At 50.9% G+C, this 15,782-nt stretch carries 14 protein-coding genes; 8 read left to right on the forward strand and 6 right to left on the reverse strand.

The genetic code is table 11. The features are described from left to right. Nucleotides 1-61 precede the first annotated feature (61 nt). The 5 genes from LLG46_04700 to LLG46_04720 all read right to left on the reverse strand — a co-directional run bounded on the left by LLG46_04700 (nt 62) and on the right by LLG46_04720 (nt 2,199). Complete coding sequence (locus LLG46_04700) at nt 62-256, reverse strand: hypothetical protein (GenBank protein MCE5322601.1); 195 nt, start codon at nt 254-256, stop codon at nt 62-64. Beyond that, a complete protein-coding gene (locus tag LLG46_04705; protein MCE5322602.1) occupies nt 240-404 on the reverse strand; it encodes a hypothetical protein in 165 nt (54 codons plus the stop codon). Before LLG46_04705 ends, LLG46_04700 begins: the two co-directional genes overlap by 17 nt. A gap of 2 nt (nt 405-406) precedes the next feature. Next, entirely contained in the window at nt 407-976 is a 570-nt protein-coding gene (locus LLG46_04710) for a HEAT repeat domain-containing protein (protein ID MCE5322603.1), read from the reverse strand. A gap of 67 nt (nt 977-1,043) precedes the next feature. Then, on the reverse strand, nt 1,044-1,295 hold the full coding sequence (locus LLG46_04715) for a hypothetical protein (protein ID MCE5322604.1): 252 nt from the start codon (nt 1,293-1,295) through the stop codon (nt 1,044-1,046). A 64-nt stretch (nt 1,296-1,359) separates the two neighbouring features. Next, nucleotides 1,360-2,199 carry a PHP domain-containing protein gene (locus LLG46_04720; GenBank protein ID MCE5322605.1) on the reverse strand — a complete coding sequence of 280 codons (840 nt, stop codon included), beginning with the start codon at nt 2,197-2,199 and terminating at the stop codon, nt 1,360-1,362. 127 nt (nt 2,200-2,326) lie between these two features. Between LLG46_04720 and LLG46_04725 the strand changes: the two genes are divergently transcribed. Then, nucleotides 2,327-4,234 carry a hypothetical protein gene (locus LLG46_04725; GenBank protein ID MCE5322606.1) on the forward strand — a complete coding sequence of 636 codons (1,908 nt, stop codon included), beginning with the start codon at nt 2,327-2,329 and terminating at the stop codon, nt 4,232-4,234. After that, nucleotides 4,231-5,541, forward strand: coding sequence for a DUF58 domain-containing protein (locus LLG46_04730; GenBank protein MCE5322607.1), 1,311 nt, complete (start codon nt 4,231-4,233; stop codon nt 5,539-5,541). Before LLG46_04725 ends, LLG46_04730 begins: the two co-directional genes overlap by 4 nt. Before the next feature lie 10 nt (nt 5,542-5,551). On the opposite strand, the gene LLG46_04735 is transcribed toward LLG46_04730, so the two are convergent. After that, entirely contained in the window at nt 5,552-6,505 is a 954-nt protein-coding gene (locus LLG46_04735; GenBank protein ID MCE5322608.1) for a stage II sporulation protein M, read from the reverse strand. A 50-nt stretch (nt 6,506-6,555) separates the two neighbouring features. Between LLG46_04735 and LLG46_04740 the strand changes: the two genes are divergently transcribed. From LLG46_04740 to LLG46_04765, 6 genes are all read left to right on the forward strand, one after another. Further along, a complete protein-coding gene (locus LLG46_04740) occupies nt 6,556-7,323 on the forward strand; it encodes an RDD family protein (GenBank protein ID MCE5322609.1) in 768 nt (255 codons plus the stop codon). A 193-nt stretch (nt 7,324-7,516) separates the two neighbouring features. Continuing rightward, nucleotides 7,517-10,714, forward strand: coding sequence for a GAF domain-containing protein (locus LLG46_04745; protein ID MCE5322610.1), 3,198 nt, complete (start codon nt 7,517-7,519; stop codon nt 10,712-10,714). Between the two features lie 310 nt (nt 10,715-11,024). Next, entirely contained in the window at nt 11,025-12,248 is a 1,224-nt protein-coding gene (locus LLG46_04750; GenBank protein ID MCE5322611.1) for a sigma-54 dependent transcriptional regulator, read from the forward strand. A gap of 5 nt (nt 12,249-12,253) precedes the next feature. Next, the gene (locus tag LLG46_04755) at nt 12,254-13,291 is read left to right on the forward strand and encodes an SGNH/GDSL hydrolase family protein (protein MCE5322612.1); all 1,038 of its coding nucleotides are present in this window, start codon (nt 12,254-12,256) and stop codon (nt 13,289-13,291) included. Nucleotides 13,292-13,344: 53 nt separating this feature from the next. Beyond that, on the forward strand, nt 13,345-14,403 hold the full coding sequence (locus LLG46_04760; GenBank protein MCE5322613.1) for an SGNH/GDSL hydrolase family protein: 1,059 nt from the start codon (nt 13,345-13,347) through the stop codon (nt 14,401-14,403). Then, complete coding sequence (locus LLG46_04765; protein ID MCE5322614.1) at nt 14,384-15,706, forward strand: FAD-dependent oxidoreductase; 1,323 nt, start codon at nt 14,384-14,386, stop codon at nt 15,704-15,706. The genes LLG46_04760 and LLG46_04765 overlap by 20 nt, the downstream gene beginning before the upstream one ends. Nucleotides 15,707-15,782: the final 76 nt, after the last annotated feature.

A 15,782-nucleotide genomic window follows, 5' to 3' on the forward strand; every position in this document is an offset into this window, starting at 1 on the left:
TCTCCTTCATGCAGCCTCATCAATAATACCCATAATCGGGAAATACAAACACCGCATCAGTTTATATTTTTTTCGCCAAGATAGACGGTTCCGCCGGATCCAAGATGCGATATCCAAGCAATTTTATACGGTCGTTGACCAGAAACCAGGCAAGAGCATAACCCCAGACTGCCAAAGCCCAGCCTATCGGGGTCATAAACAAACCATAAACAGAGACTAGAGTTGCAATGACCTGAGCACTAATAGTGGTTATCATTAACGCTCGTGCTGGTCGGATAGACCATTCTTGATTGGGCTTCGCTTTGCGGAAGGCCGATGTCGGATGTGTTCAAGAGCTTAAATCGTTGTTCGACAGGCACGTCTTTGAGTTGTTGACCTTGCTCGGAATGAAACTGGGTCGGCATATCTATGAGTCTCCGAGCAGTTCGTCTTCTTCAACACTTTCAGCTTCAATATCGAGAGCTTCCAGAGCTGCTTGAATGTATGGAACCACATCCTTTGCTCCACTGACTGCGCCCAAACCGTCAATGACAGGGCTGAGGATGCCCTGCAGCGACGGATCTTTGCCGGCAATGGAATAGAGCACGTGGTGCGCCCCATCTCTCAAAAAGCCCGAATCAGGGTTTTGCAGCAGTTCAAGAAACAGCGGCCTGAGACCATCCTTTCCGAACTTGACCAGAGATTCCGCAGCTATCCACCGGATGCCGAAGTTGTCCTGCTTGAGCCTGGCTACAAGAGCCTGAGCAGCGCTTGGGTCACCGATTTCTTCCAAGGCCTTTGCAGACTCCCAGCGCACATTTTTGTTCTTGTCCGCCAACGCTTGAATCAGAGACGGAATTGCGGGCCTGCCTATGACGACGAGCGCCTCACGTGCAGACTTGCGCATCAGACCATCACGGCTGGAAAAAACATATATCAGGGACTCTATCGCCGCATCCAGTTTTTCTTCGCACGTGCATTCGGATCGTTCAGACATCGAACCCAACCTCCAACAATCAGAAATGGGGCACCTCGTTGTGCCCCACAAGATCATAAAACTTTGGTTATTGCCCACCGGGCGATGCCGGTGAAGCAGGGCTTGTCTGCGAAGGCGATGCGGGCACGTTTTGCCCACTGGATCCCTGCCCGCCACTGGATGCCGGGTTTACAGGAGCCTGATTGGAATCTGAAGAAGCTGCATTCTGGTGACCGGCCATGTAGTTCATTATTCCGGCGGCAACTAATATCGCGACAATGATAATTACTGCCGCTACTACCGGACTGACCTCCATGGCTGCTTTGCTGTTCGCCATCATCTACACCCCCTTGCTGGAAGATAGAGGCTAGAGGTCAGAAGCTAAAGTGAGAAAACTCGTTCTCCTAACACTCACGCCTGAGTCGAGACTTGATTCTCAGTTCGATGACAACACCATATGGAACGGTCACATCCCCTACTCCAGGCCGAATATTACCCGCAAAACCATGGGCATCGGAACCGCCTGTTGCAATCAGCCCCCGGCTTTGCGCAAACCGCTTGTAGAACTTTCGCCCTGCCGAAGAGTGATCAGGATGATTGACCTCTATGGCGCGAAGACCACTGCCGACCAGTTCCACAATGATTTCATCTCTCCTTAGCTTTGCCACATGTGCAGCGCATGAAACCCCTCCGGCCTCGGAAATTATCTCCATCGCCTCCAACGGCGTCACTTTATATCTAGGCACATAACCGGGTCCGCCTTCCTGCAAAAACCTGCCGAACGCAGAGTCCATGGATGATGCAGCGCCCACCTCACAGATGGCCTTCGCTACATGCGGCCTGCCGACCGCACCATGCTGGGCAAGCTCCAACACTCGGTCAAAGCTGATATGCACACCCACGGCATTGAGCTTTTCAACCATCTGTCTGGCGCGATCATATCTGGCATTTTTGAGCACATCGAGTTTCTCGATCAACGAAGGACTCTTGTGATCTATAAAATAGCCGAGAATGTGCACCTCGACTTTATCGTGATATATCGTGCTGATCTCGATGCCGGGTATGACCTCTATCCAATTGTGTTTTCCAGCTTCCAGCGCTTCATCTATACCTGCGACGGTGTCGTGATCCGTAATTGCAACAGCGGTCAGACCTGCTTTCGCAGCTGCCTCAACAACTTGCGTCGGGGTATGGCAGCCATCGGAGGATGTGGTGTGAGTGTGTAGATCTGCTAACTTATCCATAACAGGTAGGCCTTATGCGAAAGTGAACTCGATTCCTGCGAGTTTCTGTAAATGCAGGAATGCGCAGAGGATTTGAGTAAACAAATTTATAACTTGTGCGGCTGGCCAATACCTCAGAGGATGTCTTATGAAGCGTTTTTCAGTGGTTTTGCTCGTTTTCATGTTGCTGGCAAGCGCAGCGTCCGATGCTCTGGCTTTCGGGAAAACAACAGTTGATCCGAACTCTGCCGAAGTAGAGATCGAAAACAACGATTCCAGGCTGGCGCAGAAGATATCGTGCTCGCTGGAAAAGAAATCAGTCGTCCAGACACTGTACGTCTTGTCCACTTTGACCGGCATTACGCTCAATGCCGGGTTTAACGACAAGGACTGGCAGGTGCGCGACAGACGGATGAATGTGTTTGTAAAGGACATGCCTATCGGCGATCTGATGAACTCCATAGCACGCGTGATGAAGTTCAAGTGGAAGAAAACAGGCGACGGCGATCAGACCGTATACCGGCTGTACATGGATCGTGCAGCCGTAATTACTGCCGAGATGCGCAAACAAAAAGAAACCGAATCGGCAGCAAAGAAACTTGCCGATGCCAGGCTGTCTCTGGTGAATACACTCGCCGACCCGGATGCATGGATTGATAATTCAGATCAGGATAACCCGTATCTGTCAGCGTTGGATCAGTCAGGCACTGCGGACGCCATGTCGAGGCTGTTTGTAGAATGCCCCGACCTGAAGATGGCTATGGCGAACGGAACTGAGTTGGAAATCAATTCGGCAAAGCTATCACAAAGCGGTCAGGAGGCCATGCTCGATTTCTTTAAAGGTTTGTACAAGATGGATGTTCAATATGGCAGAAACCCAAACAAGGTTGCATCCATACCTGAGGACATCAGCAAAGACATGGACAAAATCTCCCTTGTGCTCGGCAACAACACAACAGCATTTCTGGGATACATAAATAACCTGTCGATGAACATATCCACACACAGTTATCTGGGATTTCGCTTTGGGTTCTGTGACCCGAAAAGTTATGCTGCAAAGATAGAAGGTAATTTCATCGATGAAGTTTGGGGTTCGGATGACTCTTACGAAGACATCCACCGGAAATACTGGCAAAAGCAGATCGAAGCTACAATGCCTGAGTGGCGAGAATTGATCGATATAAGTAATGACCCTGAAGCACAGCATTCTGATGATCCTGATATGAAACGGGTTGAAAAAGACGTTATCACTCCCTTTAAAAAATACCAGCTTGAAGATTTCGCACGAACACTGGCCGAAAAGTTCAAGTTGAATATTGTTTCGGACGGCTACCCGGGTGACATAAGCGGCGGCACAATCGGCATTATGGGGCAGGACATGCATGGCATTGAAATGAGCCTGGGAGACTTACTTTCACGGGTTGCAAGTGCATGCAATGCAAATTGGTGGAAGCGCGAAAACACAGTGGAACTACGCAAGAAAGACTGGTATACTCTCAGGCAGCAGCAAATCCCGGACGAATGGATGGAACACTGGCGAGAGGTATTCAAAGACACCGGCACGCTCGATCTCGACGACCTTACATGGATGGCGACGTTAACTAAATATCAATATATATATAACATAGGATCGGACGAAATACTTAACGGTTATAAGGACATAAATACATCTGAAATCCATTCGATCATCGGCCGGTCCGACAGCAGTGGTCTGCTCAAATTCTACTCCACGCTTACACAAAAACAGAAAAACTCCGTATTTACTGAAAAGGGGCTCGACCTGCTGAATATCAGGTGGGACAAGAGACCTGCTTTGGAAGCCTGGCTGGGTTCGCCGAGCAAGCTGAGTTCGCCTCTGAGCCCTGAGTCCGCAGTTACAGCGTTGAGGCTGTATGGAACTGTGAGCCAGAATGACAAAGTCTTCAACTATAAATTTGAGATTAAAGCGGATAAAGGCGCCGAGCTGGAGAGATGGAATTACTCCATATCCTTTACGACGCCTAAATACGTTGAGCCGAAGAAAAATCAAAACACAGTGACGATGGGAAACACATGATCTTTACAACCAGATTCGTAATACTGCTTGTAATCGGAGCGCTGATGATCGGCTTCTCGGGATGGTCCGGTGCTCTTGTGACCAGCGGAATAGTGATAATAACATTCGCAGCTGCCGCCGCGGCATGGGAATGGCTGTGGATCGTGCGAGGGAAATCTGTCGAGGTCATGCGTGTTTGTGACGAGAAGCTCTCACTGGGCGTTGGAAATCCTGTGCGACTGGTCATGAGGAACTCCGGCTATCGACACGTGAACGGCATTGTTCGCGATGAATATCCAGAGGGCTTCGACGCGCATGGAAATGTCGTCAATTTCATATTAGCTGCCCGGTCGGAATGGGAGACGACCTATCATCTGATCCCACCAAAAAGGGGTAACTATGAGTTTATGGATATATACGTCCGGCTCTTCGGCCCATTGGGACTGGTCATTCGGCAGTACAAGATTCCAGCAAGGCAGCATTGCAAGGTCTACCCTAACCTGCTGGATATGCGCAGATATGAGATCGGACTGAGGCGAGAACATGCCATCCAGCCGGGACAGAGGTTCGCGCGGATTCGCGGCAGAGGCACTGAGTTCGAGTCTTTGCGGGACTATATGCCCGATGATGAGTTTCGAGCAATCGACTGGAAAGCCTCCGCCAGACGCGGGAGGCTGGTGACCAGGATATATCAGCAGGAGAGATCGCAGAACATACTCATAGTCCTGGACTGCGGGCGCATCATGGGACCGGTGATCGACACTCTTACACGCCTCGACCACAGCATAAACGCATCCATGATGCTCGCGCATGTGGCGGCGATAAAGGGCGACAAGGTCGGGCTGATGACCTTCGGCGAAGACATAACCAACTACTCACCCCCAAAGGCAGGCAAAAGCCAGACATTGAGCCTGCTGCGGCTTACTTATAACCTCAAGGACGCTGAAGGGGACTCGAATTATTACCGCGCGATACCCTATCTATCAAAAAAATGGACCCGGCGGAGTTTGATAGTCTTCTTCACCGACCTGGTTGACCCGGAATCCTCAAAGCCATTAATCTCGCAGATCGCAAGCCTTACTAAAAAACATCTGTGCCTGATCGTCACGATGGCGGACCCGGCTGTGACTGATGCTGTGCGAACTAAAGTTGAAAACTCAGAAGATGCGTTCAATGCCGCTGCGGCCAGACAGGTGCTGCAGTCTAGAAAACAAGCGGCTGCACATTTGGTACGCTCCGGCGCAATTGTCCTCGATGTCCCGCCGGAAAAGTTCACGCCTTCTGTGATAAACGAATATCTGAACATAAAAGGCAAAAACATGTTGTAGGGGCTAGAGGTTAGGGATTGGTATTCCCTATCCCCCCGGCAAAGCCCAGGTACGCTGTCAGGCCGATGGCTGTTATGGCGGCAAATGTGAGTTTGGACCATATAGGCAATACCGACGGTGTGATGAAACCTTCAATCATCCCGGCAACGATAAACATTGGGATCGTCCCTGCAAAGAGCCTGAGAGCCTTACCGGATGCCAATCGGATAGCATCAGAGCGGCGCATATTGCCCGGAGCAATCATAGCCGAGCCTATCATTAACCCTGCCCCGCCGCATATAAATATGGCCACAAGCTCGATTATTCCATGAGGGAGTATATATGACCAGAATCGCGCCCTGCCCATTATGGGCGCATAGAGTGTGGCGACCACACCTATCATCGCGCCGTTCTGGACCATCTCGAAAACCGTTATTGCGCCCGCACTTATTCCACCGGCAAATGAAAATATGCCGACCTTGATGTTGTTGGTCATTATATAACTCGACATCTGCGCGGGGTCGGGGATCGGAGACTTGATATTTCTGACATCCTTGGCCTGCAGCTTCTCTGGCATGAGCGCATAAGATATGCTCGGGTCGGTAATAACCAGATAAGACGCGCCCGCCCAGCTTGCCATGAAGATCAGCGTGGCCAAAAGTGTATGCCTGATTGTGGAACGAAACAGCGCCGGAAACTCTCTAATAAGAAAGGACCAAATTCCGCTGACACTTGCGCCGGATGTGGCATAAAGTATACCATGTGCTCTGGCAGCCAGCTCGTTGAGATAGAGCACCAGTTCATTGCTTGCGCCCTGGCTGCGGGCAAACGACAGGTCGGAGACTACGCTGCGATACTCCGAGCCTATGGATGCAAGTTCGGCTCGCGAAAGAGAGCGCAGGCCATGCGTGCGTATGCGGTCGATCTTGTTCGACAGGCTATGCCATGAATCTTGTCTGTTTTCTATGTATGAGCGTTCGTCCACATTTGAATTATAGCAGATAGAGGCCGATAGTTGGAAGTTGGAGGTTGGGTTTGTCGAGACACATAACCGTAGTTACGCCTGAAAATGTCAGGATAGAATATGAACTGGCGGGGCTGGCTTCGCGCGCAGGGGCTGCAATTATCGACCTGCTGCTTCAGGTACTATTGATATTGGCTGTGCTGGGGGTGCGCATGCTCCTATCCGAACACGGCAGATGGCCGGGAACGACTTGGGCAAATGCACTATTGGCAATAGCGTCGTTTGTTATGTGGTACGGCTATTATGTCTACTTCGAGACTGTCTGGAACGGACAGTCGCCCGGCAAACGCTATGCCAGAATGCGCACCATTCGTGAAGGTGGAACCCCTATAGACTTCGCAAGCGCCGCCGTTCGCAACCTGGTGAGGATAGTCGATATGATCCCCGGAATATATCTTGTCGGAATGATATCTGTGCTGGCAAACAGCAGAAATAAACGCCTGGGAGATTTTGCGGCGGGCACATTGGTCGTCAAAGAACGCAGTGAATGGATGCACACCAAGGAAAAGCAAACTCAGGAAGAAGCATCCGCTGCGCAATACCCGGAGGCCGAACTTGTGAGAAATATCGAGCTTGTCAGCCCGGATGATTTCGAGACGATAAAGAGATTTGTCGAACGTAAAGCCGAGCTTGACGGAAAAGTGCGAGAAGAACTTGCGTCCAAAATTGCTGTGCCGCTGATGGCTAAGCTGGGTATCGAAGACAATGGACATATAGGTTATTCAAATATGCTTACCGAAATTTATAATAAGTGTGCTGCCCAAAGAGGCATGAGATAGATCATAAACAACTCATCTGTGGAACAAGGTTATAGTTGAGGATTTACGGGTAACATGGTGTTCGACAGTCAATGCAATTTGGACCATAACTGCCGGCGCACTACAAAAGATTATGTCACAATCGCCCTCGGATAACTCTGCCATACATAAAATTGCAGAGCTGATAGGATCGAACGGATCGGCACCGGAGATTATGCGGCAAATATTCGATATTTCCCGCGATGCTCTGGGAGCCGGATCGTCTCATAACGCCTCGGATCCATCCACTCACCCGGACCGCAGGCATCTCGAAGAGATCGCATCCCTATACGAAGTGGGACAGGCCGTGGATCCGCATGACGTGATGCCGCTGCTCAACACTGTCGTGACGAAGGCTGCATCGGTGATGGACGCGCAGACTTGCTCGTTGATGCTGATAGAGCCGGGCGAGAACACACTGGTCATCAAATCCAGCTATGGCCTGGCAGACGATATAGTCCACGGAGCCAGGATAGCCATGGGCGAAGGAATCGCAGGCAGAGTGGCTCAGACCGGCGAGCCGGTCCTGATAGAAGACATATCGCATGATCCAAGGTTCAAAGACAGCATAAAACCCAGACCGGGTGTCAGCGGGTCTATGTGTGTACCTCTCAAAGATGAAGAGGGTTATGTCAAAGGCGTTCTGAGCATCAGACGCCATAAACCAAAACCGCCATTTACACAGGATGACCTAAAGCTCTTTTGCGTCTTTGCAACTCATGCGTCGCTCGCTATATCAAACACTCATCTAACCTCACGGCTCAACCGCAAGATTGAGGAGATGTCGCGAATATCCGAAGTACTGAGGGCTATCAACTCTACACTCGATCTTGAAAATGTGCTCGATCAGATTGTCGAGAGCATCACCGATATCGTGGGATTCGACAGGTGCTGTGTATACCTGCTGGACACCAGGGCGAATGAGTTCGTTGCAGGGGCGCGTAAAGGATATGATGAAAATGATCATGTCATTGACCGTGTGAAGCCGGGCGAAGGAGTAATCGGCCTGGCAGCTAAAGAACAGATTCCTATCTTTTCACAAGGCTCCCCTTTTGAACCCAGCCAGCAGGGTTCCGGCGAATTCCTGGCAGCTCCGATTGTGGTGCGAAAGACAACTATCGGAGTGGTCGTCGCGGACAACTCCGTGAATAATAATGCAATAGAACCCGAGCATGTGGACCTGCTGGCCACATTCGTGAGCCAGGCCGGTATTGCCGTCGAGAACGCGCGGCTCTATGAGGCGATGGAAGAAAAATATGCCGAACTCAATGTCCTCTATGAGCACAGCCGTAATATCAGCGCTGCATACGGTCTGGACAATGCATCTCATATGCTGGTGCAGACGTCGGCAAAAGCGGTCGGATGCGATGGTGCCGGCCTGCTACTCTTCGACACAAAGCGCGGTCACCTGATACTCAAAGCCTTTTCCGGCGGGCTCAAGCCGCTTGCAGCAAAGATCGAAGAAGCCACGAAGAATCAAAAATCAGTCGATTTTGTGCGTGAACTCAAGGCCCCAATGCTGATATCACCTAACGATATCAGCGATAGTGAAGCCTACTCAGAACTGCTTCAAGCTCTCGCGCCGGGTAGAACAACACTCATGCTTGCGCCGCTTGTCGCTGAGGATACCACCATCGGCGCAATCGTCCTATATAGAAACGGTGGAGAAGCGTTTGAAAGCACGGAACTCAAACTGATATCGATAATGGCGTCACACGCTGCAACAGTCCTCAAAAATGCCATGACATATGAGCAGAAGATGCATCAGCGTGTGCTCGAGATGACTGCGCTTTATGAGTTTTCCAAGAAGATAAGTTCCGCGGCGAACCTGGAAGAAGCCCTCGACTCGATTCTGGCGATTGTATCGGACCTGGCCGACTATGACGAGGCGTTTATCTATGCAGTTGACCATGATGCCGGAATCGCTTCTGTAAAGGCTGCGCGATCACGCAGCAAAAAAATATCCATGCCGCCGGATGAAAGGCTTGGTGGCGCAGGTGTTGTCAGTTGGGCGGTTAGTGAGCAAAAGGCTATTGTCTCTCCGGATATTGAGATCGACCCAAGGTTCAAAACCGAACATCTGCACAAAGTGCGCTCATTGATGGCGATTCCACTCATTCTGCAGGACGAAGTAGTCGGGGTGATGAGCGTGCACAACTACAGCCCCAACCATTATTCGGACGATGACGTTCGGGTGCTCTCGATTATCGCGAGCCAGGGCGCCGCTATATATAAAGAACTCGAAGCGCTGAGCGCTCTCACCAGCTATACTGACAATATCCTGAGCAGTATAGCGGCAGGGGTGGTCACACTTGATTCAGATGGAATGATCCTTACTTGGAATGCGGCTGCCGAAAATATTGTCGGTATCGGTGTCGAAAAAGTCGTGGGAATGCAATATGACAAGGCTATGGCTCACCTCAAGGTCGAGGAATCAGAAAAACAGAGCCTGCAAAAGTCAATCGAGCGAGTCTTCAAAACCGGTGAGACCTATCACGGATACAAACTTGCATTCCATCCGACAAACAATGGCGATGAAGTCTATATCAATGTCAGCGTATCACAACTGCTGAACAGCGCAAGTGAACAGCTCGGCCTGGTCATTATATTTGAAGATATCACCCGCGAGATCAAGATGGAGGACGACTTCAGGCGCATGGGTGAACTGGCAGCGGTCGGCCAGCTTGCAGCTAGTATCGCACACGAACTCAGAAACCCCTTGAGTTCCATAAAGGGAGCCGCGCAGTTCCTGCAGAAAGAATATGAAGAGGAACCAGCAATCGTCGAGTTCCTTGGAATCATCGTTGATGAGGTCAACGGTCTGAACCGCCTCACAACCGAGTTCCTGGATTTCGCGCGGCCTATGCAGCTTGAACTCAAGCCCGCCTGCATAAATGATATTGTCGAGAAGACGCTGCACCTGATGAGCGTGCATATCACCGACAGCAACGTGGTGGTCAAAGAAGATCTGGCAAAATCCGTGCCGGAAATTCAGGCCGACGACAGCCAGCTTGAACAGGTTCTCAAAAACATGATAATCAACTCGCTGCAGGCTATGCCAGAAGGAGGCATGCTCACGATAGAGACGGGAGTGATGCCTGCAGGCGGTGCGTTCATATCGGTGAGCGATACGGGAGTAGGTATTGCGCCGGACAAGGTTGAGCGCATTTTCCAGCCTTTCTTTACTACTAAAACAAAAGGTACCGGCCTGGGACTGAGCGTGGTCCACAAGATTATCGAAAACCATGGAGGACGGATCGAAGTAACGAGCAAACCGAATATGGGCACAACATTCAAGATCGTGCTCCCGCGCTCCAAAACCTATTCGGCCATCGCTGCAGACTACGATCAAACAATGGAACGGCGCATGTAGGTGAAACAGGTGACGTGTGTTGGGTATCAGGTGCTTGACGAGCATTCCTACTCCGGCATTTCTAGATAGCTTTGTATATCCGGGCAAGAATGCCCGTAAAGAAAGGTCGGGGGCAAGAATCCCCCCGACCATCGAGTGTCGGAGAATGGATGTTATAACATTATCAGCAATTACGACGAATATCGGATGCTGCCGAATTGCCGATGTCAGGAGATCCCTGGATGGCAAATATCGAACTTAACAGTCAAAAGTGTTTTTCCCTGGCACCCAATAACCATCACCCAACACTCAGATGTGGTATGATTTAAGTATGAGTAAAAAGACCGGCAATATACTCGTCGTGGATGACGAGCCGAACATAAGAAGAGTATTGGAAGCTGTGCTGACCAAGGAAGGCCACAAAGTCCTCACAGCCGAAAACGGGCGCAAAGGCAAAGAAGTCCTGCAAAAAAACACCAATGTGGACGTATTGATCAGCGACCTTATAATGCCGGATATCAACGGTGTTGAACTGCTGGCAGCCGCAAAGGAAATTATACCGGACATATCCGTCCTGATGATTACCGCCCATGGCACAATAAAAAGTGCTGTGGATGCTATGAAACTCGGCGCACTGGACTATATCCCGAAGCCATTTGACCTAGATGAGATTAAAATCGTGGTCAAGAACGCTCTCGAACGCAGGGGAATGAACCAGGACACCCGCACAAGTGCTGCCAGAAATCATACAGGTAAGAAAACCATCAGCAAGGTGGACAATATCATAGGCAGTTCTCCCGCTATGGAAGAAGTCATCGAAATGATCGAGCGGGTAAAAGACAGCCGCGCATCGGTCCTTATTCGCGGTGAGAGCGGCACCGGTAAAGAAGGAGTGGCCAGAGCGCTGCACTTCGGCTCCGTAAGGGCAAAAGAACCATTTGTGCCGGTGGCATGCGTTGCGTTATCCGAACAACTGTTGCAAAGCGAACTCTTCGGGCATGAGAAGGGATCATTCACCGGCGCGATAGATCGCAAAAAAGGCCGGTTCGAGACTGCAAACCACGGCACACTCTTTCTCGACGAGATCGGAGACATACCGCCCACGGTCCAGATGATGCTGTTGAGAGTGCTGCAGGAACGCGAATTCGAGAGGGTCGGCGGCACCGAGACTATCAAAGTGGACGTGCGGATGGTCACCGCCACCAATCAGCCTTTGGAGAAACTGGTCAAAGAAGGCAAGTTCAGAGAAGACCTCTTTTACAGACTGCAGGTGGTCACAATAAATATGCCGCCGCTGCGCGATCGTGTGGACGACATACCGCTGCTTATCGACCATTTCATTGAGATGTATGCCGAAGACAACTTCAAAAAGATCGAACACGTAAGCCCGGAAGCGCTTGAAATGATGATGAACTACAGATGGTCGGGCAATGTGCGTGAGCTTGAAAACACTATCGAGCGGGCGATCGTCCTTGCAGACCAGGACGCCAAATTCATCACCCCTAACCTGCTGCCGAAAGAACTATGCGAGGCAGCCGAAAAAATACGGAGCTAAATAGAGTGACTGCAACTGGAGAAGCAACAAACACCCCACTGACCTGGCTTGATGTCGCCTCATTGACTATCGAAGGCAAAGGCTGGACCGACACTGAGAGTTTCTATGACCGTTTCCCGGCCAGAGCAAAAGAATTGGTCGACCCAAACGTTTGGCATCTCGCGAAACAAAGCGCGGGGATTGTCGTTCGGTTTGAGACTGACTCGAATGAAATACATGTCCGATGGAAGCTCACGCTCGACCGGCTCGCACTGACGCATATGCCCGCCACAGGAGTGAGTGGCGTAGATCTGTATGCAATGAATGACGGCAGAGCGCGCCATTTGGCGGTGGGCTTTCCTGTGGAAGCTGAAAACGAAGTCCAACTGGCAAGAAATCTCTGCGGGCGTATGTGCGAATACGCGCTGTACCTGCCTTTGTATAATGGCGTGGAGTCGGTTGAACTGGGTGTATGCGCAGATTCGACGATCCGAAAAGCTGGCAAACACAAGAAAAACATCAAACCTGTGGTGTTTTATGGTTCATCGATAGTCCAGGGTGCATGCGCATCGCGTCCGGGCAGAGCATATCCGTCTATCATCTCACGAATGCTCGATATCGAGACCATAAACCTCGGCTTTTCTGGCAGCGGCAGGTGTGAACATGAAGTCTCGGAACTGCTCGCCCAAATCGACCCGTCGGTATATGTGATCGACTGTATACCCAATATGGCTGTCGATACGGTTGACGAGCGAATACGTTATCTGCTCGACACATTAATAACCGCCCCCCGGACCCCGGTCATCTTGATCGAAAGCCCAGGACTGCAGAAAGAGCGTATTTGCCATGATGACCCATGGAATCTTCTGCAGAAAAATGCTATACTAAAAGATGTATATCAGGACTGTGTGGATGGTTGGAACGGTGGGATGCACTATATAGAGGGCAGTTCTCTGTTGGGTGATGACGGCGAGGCGACTGTCGACAACCTGCATCCCAACGATCTCGGGTTTTATCGAATGGCAAACGCAATTGCGCCCGTGATAGGTGATGCTCTGAAATAGTATTCGATCTATTTGCCGACCGCATAGAACACCTATGTCAGGACTTGCTGTCAATGAATCAGAACAACTCTATCAAATGGACCGACGCCGCGACTCTAACCATCGAAGGCAAAGGCTGGACGGATACGGTGCATTTCTATGACCGCTTTCCGGCAAAAGCAAAAGCGATGGTCAATGAAACACTCTGGAAATTGTCGCGATACAGCGCAGGGATAGCCGTCCGATTCATCAGCGATTCACCTGCAATTCATGCCAGGTGGAAACTCGAATATCCCCAACTCGGACTTACACATATGCCCGCGACCGGAGTGAGCGGAGTAGACCTTTACGTCAGACACCAGGGCAGGCTGCGATGGCTGGCAACGGGCTTTCCATTGGCAGTCGAAAATGAATCGGAGCTGAGAACCGGCATGACGCGCGAGATGAGAGAATATGCGCTGTATCTGCCTATATATAATGCAGTCGAATCTGTCGAGATCGGCATTGCGGACGGCTCGGATATTCAAACCGCCCCTCCGCGAAAACCCGCCACAAAGCCTGTCGTCTTCTATGGCACATCCATTCTTCATGGCATCAGCTGTTCACGACCGGGCATGGCATATCCATCCATAATCGGGCGCAAGCTCGATATCCAGACTATAAACCTTGGCTTTGCAGGCAGTGCCAAATGCGAGAAGGAAGTCTCCGATCTTCTGGCCGAGCTTGATCCTTCGGTCTATGTAATCGACTGCATGCCGAACATGGATATCGACGACATCGACCAGAGACTTCGCTATCTCATGAGCAAGCTCAAGCGAACTCGTCCTGAAACTCCTGTGATCTTGGTCGAAGAAGCTCAACGACAATGGATGTTCATGTATCCAGATGAACCGCAAAACACCACCGCTAGAAACCTTATTCAAAAACAGGTCTACGAGGACTGCGTGGATGATTGGAACGGCAGGCTCTATTACATCGAATGCCATACACTCTTGAATGATGACGGTGAGCAGACTGTGGATGGCACACATCCCACCGACCTTGGACTTTGCACAATGGCGAAGATAATAGCACCTGTAATTGGCCGGGTGATTTCTTGTCAGGAGAAAAGCAATGACCGCTATACCGGATAAAACATATGATGTCATAGTTGCCGGAGGCGGGCCTGCGGGCATGATAGCGGCTATTGCATCTGCAAGGAATGGAGCCCATACGCTTTTGATCGAACGGTCGGAATGTCTGGGTGGAACGGCTACGAGTGGGCTGCTGTGCAACTGGGGTGCATTCGATAACGCAGACCGAAGAAATGACTTCGCCCGCATGCGCCTGTACGAAGACAACCAGCCATGGCCTGATGAGCTGAAAAACGAGGGCGAGCGCATTATAAAAGGCATCCCGGAAGAAATGCTGATCCGAATGCAGTCTGTCGGCGCGGCTTCGAAAATACCACTCGGATATATATCTATCAACCCCGAATACTTGAAGATTATTGCAGATGAAATGGTCAGGCAGGCCGGAGCAGAGATAATCTATGGCATTTCAGCTCTGTCGGCAGAGCGCACAAACAATGAGTGGGCAGTGGACACATGCTCCAAAAGCGGACAAGTAATTTTCAAAACCAGGCAGGTCATAGATGCGTCCGGTGATGCCGACCTGGCACGATTTGCAGGCGCCGAAATTGTCAGAGGCAGGCAGAGCGACGGGACAATGCAGCCGCCGACATTGGTGTTCATGATCGGAAACGCTAACGTCAGAGAATCGGATGTCTACCTGAGCCTGAATAAGAACTTCCGCGAAGCTACAGGCCGGAAAATGGGCTGCTGGACGCCAGTGCCGTTGATGCCGGGAGTTTTCAGCATCAATAATCTGCACAGCCCAGGCGTGGATGGATGCTCGCCATGGGACGTCTCACATGCCGTTGAACACTGCCGCAGAGAAGCTATCGAGCTTACCGAACTATTTCGACGCAACATACCAGGCTGTGAAAATGTCTTCCTGATCGACACCGCCCCGAGCCTTGGTATACGCGAGACCGTGCGGATTGTCGGAGACTACACTCTTACTGAAGATGATGTGCTCTCGGCGCGCAAGTTTCCGGACGGCATATGCAGGTATGCACACAACATTGATGTGCATCTGCCCGATGCTCATCTGGACAAGCTCGAAAATCACGGATTTGTGCCCGCCGGATCGGACTATCATGTCCCATACAAATGTATGCTGCCTAAAAATCTGGACGACTTCCTGGTTGCGGGGCGCACGATCTCGGCCACACATTTTGCAGCCGGAAGCGCCAGGGTGATGCCCTGCTGTATGGCAATAGGTCAGGCCGCAGGAACCGCAGCAGCTCTGTCGGTCAAGATGAACACGACTCCCCGCAAACTGCCTGTTGACACATTGATAGGCACACTTCTCGATCAGGGAGTCTGCCTCTGATAGTGTTCAGTTATATGGGATCTTACCGGTCTTGGCTCAGCAGGAGCTTCGCCCTCCCAAGAGTGTGCTTTCCGGG

This window comes from bacterium (genome assembly GCA_021371935.1).
Lineage (GTDB): Bacteria > Armatimonadota > UBA5829 > UBA5829 > UBA5829 > UBA5829.